The sequence below is a fragment of the Amphritea sp. GJ51-11 genome (assembly GCF_055808735.1).
In genome coordinates this window covers 4,334,833-4,348,502 of record NZ_CM147881.1, presented here as the reverse complement: position 1 = coordinate 4,348,502, position 13,670 = coordinate 4,334,833, and the positions used below count along the sequence as shown (strand labels likewise).

Sequence of the window (13,670 nt, the reverse complement as noted above, 5' to 3'; positions counted from 1 at the left end):
CACAGCTTCATCAACCGGTTACTCCCCGGTAGTTATACAGATTACACACAGGGTTTAGTGGATAAAATTGAGGGGCTGTTAAATCCATCAGATCCACTGTTAACTTCTTAAGTAAGGATATCTTTGTTGCGGATAACTAATAAAGCTTCTTAAAGTTGATCAATGACATTAACTTGCCCTTTTTGAAGATAAATATCTTTAGTAACAATAGCTTACTTTAATCTAGATACTTGAATCCAGGTATCGGCACTTAGGCTTGATCGATTCAGTATAAAAAGTATTGTGAATATTGTTATTAGATAAGCACCGGATCTACACACTTTATTGACCCTTAATCCATAGGCTATCCACAGTTCGCTGTGAGTAATTATAAAGTGTTAATAAAGTGTTATATATAACTTATTGATAAATATAGATAAATAGTCAATATTCTGTTTTTTAGAACTGTTTGTAACTTTAGGGGAAGGTGCTTAGACGAGTGCCGGGATGAAGATGGCTATAAGCTGTGGGTAACTAGCCGTGTACGAAGCGAATCTGGTTGCGCCGGATTTATGGTGGATAAGTGGATTTTTTTAGGGGCGATCAAAGATCGACCCCATTTTGTATTAACCACTGTTTAAGCTGCCCTAACGGGAGTGCGCCACTGACTCTAGCGACCTCTTTACCCTGGCGAAACAGGATTAGGGTCGGGATCGAACGAATCTGTAGTTGAGCACCGATGCTTTGCTCGGCTTCGGTATCGAGTTTAACGAGCCTCAGTTTAGGTTCAAACTGCCCTGCCGCCTGTTCAAATACCGGTCCAAATTGCTGACAGGGTCCACACCAACTGGCCCAGCAATCGACTAAAACAGGGATATCATTACGGCTAATCATGCTTTGATAATTAGCGGCGGTTAGCGCCGTGGTGGCTCCTTTAAACAGCGGTTGTTTACACTTACCACATTTGGGACCATCACTGAGCCTGGCGGTGGGAACATTATTGGTGGCTGAACAGTTGGGACAGCAGATACTGGTAGTCATGGTGAGTCCTTACTAACTAAACGTACTTAGTGATCTAGCCTATCGAGCGGTTTTTCTCAATAGGTTACTCATATTAGCAATGTGCTATATAAGACTTTACTCCGAAATCACATGTCAGGGTAGCGTATTTCTTATCGATAAAGAGCCAACGTAGAAATGCTAAGCATCGGGTTCAACCGGTTTGCTTGGCATTAGTGTTAACGTTTTGGATTATTTTGTGTGAGTTTACTCTGTTTCTATCAGAGGTGGACGGGATTAGCCACCAGCTTGCATTAGCGATATGGACAGCTGAGTCTAGAGGTTATTCCCTAGTCATAGACGGCTTATGGTTAGTGATATCGGTGTCATTTGAGCTTGAGCGGCTGCATTCGACGAGTAGGTAAAAAAGGGTTTACCTGTTTTAGGCGAAATATTGTATGCGTTTCAGAGCTGATACTGTTCAGCGGTGTAGCAAGTAAAGCGCTCATTCGTGTTTGGAGCGCTTTTAATACCGAGGTCTCACTTACGTTTTAAGCTAATTCCTTTGCCCGCTGTGACGGGTGTTTCCAGTTCATTATGAGATGCTTGAATGTTATCGACAATGGCCTGGGTGACAGGTAGAAACGGTGCCGCTCGATGAAGTTCCATATTCATGTGAAGCAGTAAGGTTTCCATTGTGGCTAGTTCGTCATGGGTTTGACCATGGAATATGGTCATATAGAGACGTAATTTTTTGTTGTCACTCTCGAGCAACTGGCCTTTGATGATAAGAGGTTCACCTTCACTCACTTCCTTTAAATACTGCACCATGCTTTGTAGGGTGTAGATAGAAACCTGATGCTCTGCTCGAAAAGGTTCATCTAGGCCAATGTGAACCATAAAAGCGTCAATAGCTTGACTAAAAGCGACGACATAGTAGGCATCGTTCATATGACCGTTATAGTCTATCCAATCCGTGAGTACATCACTTTCAAATAAATTTATCAGTTGCGACATTATGATTCCTAAACAGTAAGAAGTGGGAGTTCAGTGGCCAATCATAAAATGTAATGTTAAATAGAATTGACTAAAATCGCATACTAATTGATTTTTATAGACTGAAATTAAGCTCAGTCTGTAAATACGAGGGGGCTAGGTGTTTGGTGATCGATTAAAGGCTGGGCCACAAAAAATCCATTTTTTATTGCTTCCGGGTTTTTCATTGTTTGGCCTAACCTCCATGTTAGGTCCTTTACGGCATGCGAACGGGACTAGTGATGATGATCTGTACGAATGGTTTCTCGTGTCTGAATCCGGAGGCTTGATTCGTAGCAGTGACAATATAGAGATTATGACCAATGTGAGCATTAAGGACGTCGATAAATGTGAAACGCTGATTATTTGCTCGGGACGTGATCCTTGGTTGTCGAAAACGGCGGCTTTACTCGGTTTTATTCGACAGCAGAATAACTTTGGTGCGGACATTGGCTGCCAAGATACGGGAGCTTATATTGCCGCGGCTGCGGGCGTATTAGATGGTTACCGAACCACCATACATTGGGAGAACCATGAAAGTGCATCGCAGACTTTTCCAAAAGTAACTTTTATTCAAGAGTTACTCGTCATAGATCGAAAACGCTTTTCTTGCCCTGGGGCGCTGTCTGGATTAGATATGATGCTTTATTTGGTCTCGACCCAGTATGGTAAAGCATTAGCCTCACAGGTCGCGGATGCGTTGGTCTATACCCATGAAAGAGCTCATACGGAGCCGCAGCGCCGTTCGATGCAATTACGATTAGATACTCGCAATCCTCATTTAATCGAAGCCGTGCAGCTAATGGAGCAAAATATTGAAGAGCCCCTGTTAATAACGGAGCTTGCCGACCATCTCGGCATTTCGGGCCGGGAGTTAGAGCGTCTATTTAAGAGTCATCTACAGCAGACGCCAAAGTCTTTCTATCGCAACCTAAGACTAGAAAAAGCCCGTTGGATGTTACAGCAAACCAGAAGCAGTGTGACCTCGATTGCGATGGCATGTGGCTTCATTTCGCTGTCCCATTTTACCCGTAGCTATCAACAGACCTTTTGTAAAAAACCCAGCGATGAACGCTAACGGTTTGTTCATTCACCTATTCAGCTGCTAGATCTTCGGGCTTTATCTTTAGGTGTTATTTAGCGTGTTACTTGGTCAATGCTGTTTTTTTCAGCTAAGAATCATCGTCTTTAGACAAAGTTGAACTCATTTAATCTGTAACTTTTATACCTGTTGATGGTTAGAGCGATCACAGTAGCGTCGCTTTAGTGTGTATTGAACTTATAAAAGAGCTTTGAATGATGAATCAAGACGTCATTATCACTTGCGCTATAAATGGTGCAGCGGATACCGCAGAACGTAATAAACATGTCCCTGTGACGCCTGAGCAAATAGCCAATTCTGCTATTGAAGCTTGGAATGCCGGAGCGGCTATTGCTCATATCCATGTACGAGATCCTGAGACGACTCAAGGCTCTAGACGTGTTGAGCTGTACGCCGAAGTTTGTGAGCGATTAAGAGCCTCTAGCTGCGACATCGTTATTAACTTAACGGCAGGCATGGGTGGTGATCTCTATATCGGCCCAGATGAGAACCCGACGGCTTTTACTCAGGATACTGATTTAGTCGGTGCTCATGAACGTTTGGTACATATTGAACAGTTGAAACCTGAAATTTGTACCTTAGATTGTGGTTCCTTAAATTTTGGTGATAGCAATCTAGTCTATGTGTCGACGCCCGAGATGCTGCGCATTGGTGCCGCTCGTATTCAAGAATTAGGGGTCACCGTTGAGCTAGAAATTTTTGATACCGGCAACCTTTGGTTCGCCCTACAAATGATGAAAGAAGGCCTATTGGACGACAATGCTATGTTCCAGTTGTGCCAAGGCATTCCTTGGGGAACACCACCCAACTTTGCTTTGCTAAAAGGGATGGTTGATATGCTACCGGCGAATACAAATTGGACCGCCTTTGCATTAGGCCGCAACCAATTGCCTTGGGTTGCACAATCGGCGTTATTAGGTGGCCATGTACGCGTTGGGTTAGAAGATAATTTGTATCTAGGAAAAGGCGTGCTTGCGACCAACGGTCAGTTGGTTGAACGTTCAGTCAATATTATTGAAAACATGGGTGCTCGTATTCTTAATCCGACCGAAGCTCGTGAAAAACTTGGCCTAAGTGGCATTCAATAATATTTAAAGTGTAGGAGATGAATGATGGCTCGTCCTAATCCAAACGAAGTAACAAAAGTAGGCGTCATTGGTACGGGAGTGATCGGTGGTGCGTGGGCACTGCATTACTTACGCATGGGCATGGAAGTTGTTGCTTATGATCCAGGCCCAAATTCCGAAGAAAAGCTATTAGCGATGGTTGACCATATCTGGCCTACCATCACCAAATTAGGCCTTCGAGAAGGTGCCAGCAAACAGAATTTACGCTTTGTTGATTCACTAGAAGAGCTGGCTAACAGCGTCCAAGTGATTCAAGAAAGTACGCCAGAAAAATTGGATGCGAAACGGCAATTATTCGCCGAGCTTGATCGAATTGCGCCACCGGAGGTGGTTATTATTTCGAGCACCTCGGGTTTTGCTATGACGGATATGGCGGTTAATCTTGAACTTCAACCAGAACGTTTTGTGGTTGGACACCCGTTTAACCCGCCCTACTTAGTGCCTTTTTGTGAAGTCTGTGGTGGCGAACGCACCAGTCAGGACGTCGTGGATTGGACGGCTGAATTTTATGAATTCACTGAAAAACAAGTCGCTAAAATGGATAAAGAGCTGCCGGGCTTCATTGGTAACCGCCTACAGGAAGCGTTGTGGCGAGAAGCGCTACATATGGTGGCGAATAACGAATGTTCTGTGGAAGACATCGATAAGGCGATCGCTTATGGACCTGGCTTACGTTGGGCAATCATGGGTCATTGTTTGACGTATCATCTCGGCGGTGGACAGGGGGGAATGGCACATTTATTGGATCATTTTGAAGAGTCCTTAGAAGAGCCTTGGACCCGTCTGAAAGCGCCGAAATTAACACAAAAACTTAAAGATGACATGGTTGAAGGTTGTTTAACGCAGGCAAACGGTGCCTCGATTAATGAGCTTATTCAAGAACGAGATGATTGTTTAATTCGCATTATGCAGACACTCAACGAATACCGCGAAGAAAAAGGTATTAAGCGTTAAGTTAGCGGACTTTTCCGTTATGGGATGTTTTACAAGCAAGGATGCTCTCGACAAAGGTACGTTGTTATAAACAGAAAATAAATCACAAAAAGCCTCACTATAAAAACGGAGAATACGCTTATGTCGTCTAATCTTAAATCCGGTTTTGAATCATCTGAATCAGGGGTGTTTAAATCGGATACATTAGCAAAACATGGCCTTTTTAAAGGCATGCATAAAGGTATGACAATTTCGTCTACCCTGCTAGTCCTGCTATTTGTACTGTTTACTGGAACGAATACGGAGCTAGCGGGATCGCTTTTTGGCACGATTCGAACATGGATTGAAGTGACTTTTGGTTGGTATTACATGGTAACCATCGTCTTCTTGATTGCCATGTGTGCGTTTGTTGTCTTTAGTCGTTTCGGTAGTGTTCGCTTAGGAGACGACGACAGTCGTCCAGATTTTAGTAATTTTGCTTGGTTTTCAATGTTGTTTTCAGCGGGTATCGGTATCGGTATCTTGTTTTTTGGTGTCGCTGAACCTATTTTTTACCTCGATAACAGCGGCGCTTTTGGTTATCCCAATAATCCTTATGCCGACCTAGCCGGTGCTGGGGAAATGGGTTATGAACGTGCTGTCGATGCATTAAGAGTGACATTCTTTCACTGGGGGTTCCATGGTTGGGCCGTCTATGTGATTGTTGGAATGTCGTTAGCCTACTTTGCCTACCGTAAAAAACTACCGCTCGCATTACGTTCTTCTTTGTATCCCTTTATTGGCGATCGTATTTATGGGCCCATAGGCCATGCGGTGGATATATTCGGCGTGTTAGGCTGTGTCTTTGGTGTCGCGACATCCTTGGGCTTAGGCGTCAGTCAAATGTCGGTTGGTTTAGAGCGACTGATTGGCATTGATTCTGGCTTGACCACACAGTTGGTTTTAATTGTTATCATTTCCATTATCTCGATCCTGTCTGCTTTATCGGGTGTGGGTAAAGGTATTCGCATTATTTCCCAATGGAACATTATTATCTCCCTTGTGGTGGTCGCATTCTTCTTATTCGGAGGACCAACGAGTTGGTTAGTCGGCATCTTTATGGATTCTTTGGGTGATTATTTAGTTAACTTTGTGCCTATGGGGCTTTGGTTTCCTGAAGAAGAAGGCCCAGCGAAGTGGCAAAATGGCTGGACTGTCTTTTATTGGGGCTGGTGGCTAGCTTGGGCTCCTTTTGTTGGTTTGTTTATTGCGCGTATTTCACGTGGCCGTACCATGAGAGAGTTTGTGATCGGTGTGTTGTTAGTGCCGACCGTTATTATCTTTGTCTGGTTAGGTATTTTTGGCGGCACAGCGCTCTATCAAGAGTTGGCTGCCGATAACGGTGTTGGTACCGCTGGGATTATTGATCTGGTAAATGCGTGGAACTTGCCTGCGGCTTTATTTGCTAGTTCCGATGGTATTTTCGGTGATGGATCGGTGGGTTGGCTTGTCTCAGCTATGATGGTCTTCTTGTTAATGAGCTGGTTCGTAACGTCATCAGATTCCGGTACATTGGTATTAACGACTATTCTGTCTTTAGGTAATGAAGAGCCACCCAAAGCATTCCGTATTTTTTGGGGTATCGTCATTGGTTTTGTGGCTGCTGCCTTGCTGGTGGCGGGAGGGCTAAGCGCCCTGCAAACGGCTAATATAGCGGCTGCTCTACCCTTAAGTTTTATCATCATTATCATGACGTTAGGGGTCTTAAAATCCTTACTGACTGAGCCAAAAAAACTAGTGGAATCGCAAGCTGTATTAGATTGATTGGATCGAGCTTGATCGGTTTTAGCCAATACGACACGTGATTTTCGCGTGTCGTATTTTTTGATGTGAGATAAAGGTATGGATAGTGATTCTCCAATCGCATTATCGACATTAGTGGCTGATGATGACGGTGCTTTTACATTATCGTTTTTGCTCTTACCAGAGTACGCAATGGTGTCCTTATTATCGGCGATTGAGCCGTTACGTATTGCTAACCGTTTACTCGAAAAAGAGGTTTTTCGTTGGCAATGCTTAAGTGATGATGGCGAATTAGTGACGGCCAGCAACGGTATGGCGTTGCAACCGAGTCATCATTTTCAGCAAGTTAGCGCACCCCGTAATCTGTTTGTTAATGCCAGTTTTCACCCGGAACGCCATATCAATGAGAGAACGATTCAATGGCTCAGAACGCTACAGCATCAAGGTGGCATCATTGGCGCTTTAGATACCGGTTGTTATCTATTAGCAAAGGCTAGATTGCTAGATCATCGCAAAGTCACTCTCCATTGGGAGGCGCTACCCTCGTTTCAGGAAAGGTATCCCCAAATTGAGGTAACCCATGAGTTATTTGAGATCGATGGAAATTACATGACCTGTGCGGGAGGTACGGCGGCCAGCGATATGGTGCTCTATCTTATTGCTGAATACGGCGGCTCTGATTTAGCTAAATTAGTATGCGATCAATTGATTAAGAATGGCATGCGCAACCGCTCGGATAACCAAAAAATGGATTGGATGAAAAGAATGAATATTCATCATCCAAAAGTTCTTAAGGCATTGAAACTAATGTCTGAAAATATTGAAAACCCGCTGACGACGAAAGAGATATCGATTCTTCTCTGTATTTCCAGTCGGCAGTTAGAGCGTCTGTTTATGCAATATTTTAAGTGCACCCCTGCTGCTTACTATTTAGGTTTACGTGTTGAACATGGTAAACATTTATTGTCAGACAGCAGTTTAAGCGTGACAGAAATTGCGTTGGCCACAGGTTTTAGTTCAACGGCTCACTTTAGTTGTCGTTACAAAGAGCATTACGGCATGACCGCGTCTAAATATCGTTCGATGATTAAATAATCTTCAAGGTTGAGCTCCCAGAATTGGGAACAACCTTGAAGATTGATTGCTATTAAGTGGCCGTTATTCTCTTTCTAGCACACGGATACGCGAGAGCAATTCATCGCGATCAATATAACAACCTTGCAGATGTCGGTGCCCTTTTTCTAAATTAAAGGCGTTGCGCGCGTGCAATACACGACGGTTATCAAACACAATGAGGTCACCGGCATTCAGGCGGTAAAAGAATTGAAACTGAGGGTCTCGAGTTAAGGCAATGAAGCGTCGGTAAGCTTGATAGAGAGGAACTGTTTGATGGGCAGGCACATCGATAGGGCCTCTCAAAAAGTTGGCTAAGCGGACCTCTACGACTTCATTATTACTATCTGTCACGATGGCCGTGCCTCGAAAGCGATAGTCAGTGAGCTTGTCTTTATTGTAAAACGACATCGGGAAGGTGCTCAGGCTGTGAAAGTCATCTGGGTAATGTTCTTTCATGTGTTGAGCAATTTTGAAGCCATCAATCAGAATGGACTCCCCTCCTTCAGCATCATTCACTAAGCAATGCAGAAACTGTAGGCCGGGTTGTAGTTCTCTCGTTGGTAAGTCGGTGTGCAGGGGAAGTCGTAAATCGGTATAAGCTGCACTGTTGGCATCGGCCTTTGCTTGCACATTAAAAATGGTGCCAAAATTAGTTTCACGAATAAATGAAATTCGGTTAGCCACGTTAACTAAAGAATTGGGTTCGGTTGAGACTTGTTCGACAAGCGTAAGGCCGTAATCTCTTAGCTCTCTTAACCAGTTAAGCAGCGATGGGTCATCTTCTAGGATCTCTTTGGCTTGATGCTTAGGCAGTTCTGCCTGAATACGCGCTTTGTCCCATATCTTTGGCTGCCACTGTTTGGCTTGTAGACTCGCTTCACTATAGCAATGGCTCTCGTAACCAACCAGGGTGGAAGTGGCTGATATGTGCTTGATGATCCCATGTAATAACTAACCGATGTTCATCAGATATATAGGCTTCAGCCGGTTTTATCTCTAGAGGGACATCACAGATTTCAAACATTTGCTCTCTGGTGAGTTGAGCAATGCATTTGGAGCAATGACAATTATCACGTAACCATAAATAGTGAAACTCACTCTTATGATCATCATCCCATGTAATCGTCAGTGACGCATCATTGAGGCTCACGTCGATAGGGAGTTGTTTAATATGATAGGGGGTAAAGGATGCTATTTCTAAAGTGTTATCAAGTGACTGCATTAGACTATCCTAATAAGATTCGACGTTTTTTTATGTAATCGTGGAATTATCTTATACCGAGGTAAAGCATTGTCTGTGATACGCAATCGACTTGTTTTTATATATAAACGGCGTTTTAATCGTAAGCGTAGACTGCTCACACCCTAGATCGCTTCGGTTACCTGAGAGTCATTGAGATTGATATTCCAAGGCAGCAGACTTTCAATATCTGTGGTCTTGGTATTGTTGATCCGTTTTAGCACGGCTGTCAGGTAAGCCTTTGGGTCGATACCGTTGAGCTTCGCTGTGCCCATGATGCTATAAAGCGCAGCACCATAATGCCCTCCATCCTCAGAACCGGCGAATAGGTGATTCTTCCGCCCCAGCGCTAGTGGGCGAATAGCCCGCTCAGCGGCGTTGTTGTCTATTTCTATACGGCCATCATCAAGATACCGCGTCAGGCTATCCCATTGTTTGCGAGCATAGTTGATCGCTCGTCCCAAAGCCGAGCCTTTAGAGCATTGTCGAAGGGTCTGATCTAACCAGGTATACAGATCATCCATCAAAGGTTTGGCATTTTTCTGCCTATCATATTGCCGTTCATCCGGCGGCTTACCCTTGATCTGTTTTTCAACCTGATACAACGCGTTTATTCGTTCAACGGCTTCCAGCGCAACAGGGCTTTTTGTCGATTCAGCAAGCTCGAAGAACTTTCTGCGGACATGAGCCCAGCAACCCGCTCGCGTGATGCCGGACTGAACGGCAAGGTTATAACCCGCATAAGCATCAGTCTGGATGATCCCGCGATAACCCTTCAAGTGAGCGGCAGGTTCTTTTCCTGACCGGGTGGTACTGTACTGGAACCAAACAGCAGGCGCTGCATCGCCTCCCCAGGGACGATCATCTCGTACGTAGTTCCAGTAGCGCCCCGTTAGGGTTTTGTTATTTCCGGGCTTGAGCGTTGGTGCCGTTGTATCATCCGCATGGAGTTTGTGTGCTGACATCACATGCGTGCGGATGGCCTGCACCAAGGGCTCTAACAGCGCACCGGCACGGCCAACCCAACCCGCTAACGTCGAACGATCCAGTTCGATATCTGAACGCTTGAAGCGTCCTTCCTGACGATAGAGTGGCAAGTGATCTGCGTATTTATCAACGATGACCTGAGCGATCAGTGCAGCCGAGGCGATCCCTTTATCAATGACGCGTTCTTGCGCAGGTGCTTGAGCGATCTGATCGCAAGCACTACAGCCATACTTAGGGCGAACCTGTTGCAGAACCACATACTGTTCCGGCACCACGTGCAGCATCTCAGAGAGGTCTTCCCCGATTAGTTTCATCTTCCCTCCACAGTCAGGACAGTGACAGCTTGCGGGTTCATGACGGCGCTCTTCACGCGGGAGTGATTCGCTAAAGCGTTTACGGCCGCGCGAGGTGGAAGATGACCGCGCAGACACTGTGGAGTTTGGCGATATCTGAGCGATCGCTGTTTCGGTATCTTCGATCAGAAGATCAAGCTGATCAGTACTATCCGTGCGTTCACTGGAACGGCCAAAACGGTTCCGAAGCAGCGCAGCAAGACGTAGCTCAAGATGCTCATTTCGGGTCCGCTCCACCGTCAGATTCTGCTGCATAGAAAGCACTATCTGCTTGAGCAGTTCAGGATCATTGGGCAGGGAATCAGCGGTCATTTTCATGAGGTATATTTTATCAGAATACCCTCTGAAATCCGCGTATTTATTAGATTTTCAAGCAGACAAATGTGGTCGATTAGTACGTTTGGGAGCTCTCCAGTCTATCCCTTCGAGCAGCATAGAGAGCTGCGCAGTCGATAGGTGAATAACGCCATTTTTCGCCTGAGGCCAAACGAATCGGCCCTGTTCAAGACGCTTATAAAACAGGCAGAGTCCTTGACCGTCCCACCAGAGCACTTTGATCCGGTCACCACGCCTTCCTCTGAACACAAAGAGCTGCCCTGAAAAGGGATCTTTATCAATCTGATATTGGACAACACCAGCAAGACCATCAAAGCCTTTGCGCATATCCGTATGACCGGCGATCAGCCAAACACGTGTACCTGAAGGTAACCCCATCATACCAGTGCCCTCAAGATCTGACCGAGCTGGGTATCCGTCGGATTACTCAAATTGAGCTGATGGCCTGAGTTAAACCGGATACTCATAACTGACATAGAGGGCCGTGTCGACTCTGGTGTCTGCGCACATGGTTGGTGATTTGGCGCGTGCTGATCAGTTGAATCATCAACAACAATCATAGGTATCATGGGCGAGTTTGCTTTCTTAACCCAGCGAGCCTCGTTCCGAAACTCTCTAATCCAGTTCGACAACATATTTGCGTTGATGTCATATTCACGCGCAATCGCCGCCTTAGACTCAGGGCCTGTAATCGCTTCATGAACTATCTTGAGTTTCAGTTCGGGGGAATATCGACGTCGTGGCGGTAGTGTGGATTTATGCATGTTACGTTCCCATCTATTTTTAAATGGGAACTTCGCATCTCACTTATTTTCAGGCAACGTGTGAGCAGTCGACGCTTACTTTTAATCAAAGTTACGTATTAATGCTTAATGTACTTATGCAGAAAAGCTAAGTGATGCTTTTCCCTGTTTTTAGTTGGCCACAGATAATATTGATTAGTCTATCGCTGTTAACGACCCTCTTCTTATCGATTATCAATAGAGATTCAGCTGCGCAGAGTAGATAAAAAATAACGATATTGAGTGGGTTAATAGGGTTTTTAAGTCAGAAAATCGTTGATAAGTAATATTTTTGCGTACTGCTGTTGGTCGTTATTGAAAGGTCCGTTTTTAAAGCCCAAGGCTTGTTATCGATCGTTAAAACAAGCCTTGGTTCGGTTTACTTCCCGATACAAAACGAACTGAAAATCCTACCTAAAAGGTCATCAGAGCTAAATTCGCCGGTAATCTCACTCAGATGGTGCTGAGCCTCGCGTAGATCTTCTGCTAATAACTCCCCTGCACCGCCATAGATAAGCTGCTCTTGTCCGGTTAATAATAGGCTCTCTGCGCGGTTGAGCGCATCGATATGGCGGCGTCTAGCGAGGAAGCCTCCCTCTGTCGTGCTTGCATAACCCATGCAGTCTTTGAGGTGCTGGCGTAGGTTGTTAACCCCGATATCGGCCTTGGCTGATAGTGATATCAAAGTATGTCCATCATGCTCACCGATAACTGGATCTTCTGACGTTAGGTCGCATTTATTGCGGATAACGGTGATTTTGCTTTGATTGTCTAAGCGACTGACGAACTCGGGCCAGATCTGTTGTGGATCATCGGTAGCCGTGGTACTGCCATCGACCATTAACAGTACGCGGTCGGCTTTCTGAATTTCATCCCAAGCACGGCTGATACCGATCCGCTCTACTTCATCAGGGGAATCCCGTAAACCGGCGGTATCGATGATATGCAGTGGCATACCGTCGATATGAATATGTTCGCGTAAGACATCCCGAGTGGTGCCGGCAATATCGGTGACGATGGCCGATTCTTTACCCGCTAGAGCGTTTAATAGGCTGGATTTACCCGCATTAGGCCGGCCTGCAATGACCACATTCATCCCTTCACGGATAAGACTACCTTGACGAGCTTCCTGTTTAACTTCCAATAGTTTATCGATGATCTGTTGTAGATCCCCCGCCACTTTGCCATCGGCGAGAAAATCGATCTCCTCTTCGGGAAAATCGATTGCCGCTTCAACATAGATACGCAGTTGTGTCAGCGCTTCCACAAGTTGATGAATACGCTCGGAGAAGGCTCCCTGAAGTGATTTAAGGGCACAACGGGCGGCCTGTTCTGAGCTCGAATCGATCAAATCGGCGATCGCTTCCGCCTGAGTGAGGTCGAGTTTGTCATTGAGGAAGGCACGTTCGGAAAACTCACCGGGGTTGGCTAGTCGGGCACCACATTCGACGACGCGACGGAGGATAAAATCCATAATAATCGGGCCGCCATGGCCCTGTAGTTCGAGTACATCTTCCCCCGTAAAGGAGTTAGGTCCGGGAAAATAGAGCGCTAGGCCCTGATCCAACTCATGCTTATCGGCATCATAAAATGGCCCGTAATGGGCATATCGAGGTTTGGGGATGAAGCCGACTACCTGCTCTGCAATTGTCGCGGCCAGTTTGCCTGAGACGCGCACAATACCCACGCCTCCGCGTCCGGGAGGAGTCGCCTGAGCGGCAATGGTGTCTTGGTTAATCAGCGTCATCGGAACCTCGGAAAAATGATTAAGCAGTATATTCGCAGCTAGGGATTTTAGCATATAAGCGCCCTAGCTCGAACGTCACAAAAATGTGACTTGTGTAGCTCGAAAAAGCCAGCTTAGTGGTTTGATAGCAGCAATAATCGTCAGCGACGAGC

General features: G+C 45.6%; 13 protein-coding genes. 5 read left to right on the top strand and 8 right to left on the bottom strand.

The genetic code is table 11. The annotated features are described in order from the left end of the window. Positions 1–582 precede the first annotated feature (582 nt). Positions 583–1,020 carry a thioredoxin TrxC gene (gene trxC, locus AC0L4K_RS19660; RefSeq protein ID WP_473267623.1) on the bottom strand — a complete coding sequence of 146 codons (438 nt, stop codon included), beginning with the start codon at positions 1,018–1,020 and terminating at the stop codon, positions 583–585. Positions 1,021–1,518: 498 nt separating this feature from the next. Continuing rightward, entirely contained in the window at positions 1,519–1,995 is a 477-nt protein-coding gene (locus AC0L4K_RS19655; protein WP_473267622.1) for a thioesterase family protein, read from the bottom strand. Between the two features lie 139 nt (positions 1,996–2,134). Between AC0L4K_RS19655 and AC0L4K_RS19650 the strand changes: the two genes are divergently transcribed. From AC0L4K_RS19650 to AC0L4K_RS19630, 5 genes are all read left to right on the top strand, one after another. After that, the gene (locus AC0L4K_RS19650) at positions 2,135–3,091 is read left to right on the top strand and encodes a GlxA family transcriptional regulator (protein ID WP_473267621.1); all 957 of its coding nucleotides are present in this window, start codon (positions 2,135–2,137) and stop codon (positions 3,089–3,091) included. 221 nt (positions 3,092–3,312) lie between these two features. Beyond that, positions 3,313–4,203, top strand: a complete 891-nt coding sequence (locus AC0L4K_RS19645) for a beta-keto acid cleavage family enzyme (protein WP_215954100.1) — start codon at positions 3,313–3,315, stop codon at positions 4,201–4,203. A 21-nt stretch (positions 4,204–4,224) separates the two neighbouring features. Further along, on the top strand, positions 4,225–5,196 hold the full coding sequence (locus AC0L4K_RS19640; protein ID WP_215954027.1) for a 3-hydroxyacyl-CoA dehydrogenase NAD-binding domain-containing protein: 972 nt from the start codon (positions 4,225–4,227) through the stop codon (positions 5,194–5,196). A gap of 120 nt (positions 5,197–5,316) precedes the next feature. Then, on the top strand, positions 5,317–6,978 hold the full coding sequence (locus AC0L4K_RS19635) for a BCCT family transporter (RefSeq protein WP_473267619.1): 1,662 nt from the start codon (positions 5,317–5,319) through the stop codon (positions 6,976–6,978). Between the two features lie 78 nt (positions 6,979–7,056). Continuing rightward, positions 7,057–8,052, top strand: a complete 996-nt coding sequence (locus tag AC0L4K_RS19630; protein WP_473267617.1) for a GlxA family transcriptional regulator — start codon at positions 7,057–7,059, stop codon at positions 8,050–8,052. Positions 8,053–8,115: 63 nt separating this feature from the next. On the opposite strand, the gene AC0L4K_RS19625 is transcribed toward AC0L4K_RS19630, so the two are convergent. From AC0L4K_RS19625 to mnmE, 6 genes are all read right to left on the bottom strand, one after another. Then, complete coding sequence (locus AC0L4K_RS19625; protein ID WP_473269255.1) at positions 8,116–8,841, bottom strand: TauD/TfdA family dioxygenase; 726 nt, start codon at positions 8,839–8,841, stop codon at positions 8,116–8,118. Positions 8,842–8,953: 112 nt separating this feature from the next. Further along, complete coding sequence (locus tag AC0L4K_RS19620) at positions 8,954–9,295, bottom strand: gamma-butyrobetaine hydroxylase-like domain-containing protein (RefSeq protein WP_473267616.1); 342 nt, start codon at positions 9,293–9,295, stop codon at positions 8,954–8,956. Positions 9,296–9,438: 143 nt separating this feature from the next. Beyond that, complete coding sequence (gene tnpC, locus AC0L4K_RS19615) at positions 9,439–10,971, bottom strand: IS66 family transposase (RefSeq protein ID WP_473266751.1); 1,533 nt, start codon at positions 10,969–10,971, stop codon at positions 9,439–9,441. Positions 10,972–11,022: 51 nt separating this feature from the next. After that, positions 11,023–11,370, bottom strand: a complete 348-nt coding sequence (gene tnpB / locus AC0L4K_RS19610; RefSeq protein ID WP_473266752.1) for an IS66 family insertion sequence element accessory protein TnpB — start codon at positions 11,368–11,370, stop codon at positions 11,023–11,025. Then, the gene (gene tnpA, locus AC0L4K_RS19605; RefSeq protein ID WP_473266753.1) at positions 11,367–11,753 is read right to left on the bottom strand and encodes an IS66-like element accessory protein TnpA; all 387 of its coding nucleotides are present in this window, start codon (positions 11,751–11,753) and stop codon (positions 11,367–11,369) included. The genes tnpB and tnpA overlap by 4 nt, the downstream gene beginning before the upstream one ends. Before the next feature lie 397 nt (positions 11,754–12,150). Beyond that, on the bottom strand, positions 12,151–13,518 hold the full coding sequence (gene mnmE, locus AC0L4K_RS19600) for a tRNA uridine-5-carboxymethylaminomethyl(34) synthesis GTPase MnmE (RefSeq protein ID WP_473269254.1): 1,368 nt from the start codon (positions 13,516–13,518) through the stop codon (positions 12,151–12,153). Between the last annotated feature and the right edge of the window lie 152 nt (positions 13,519–13,670).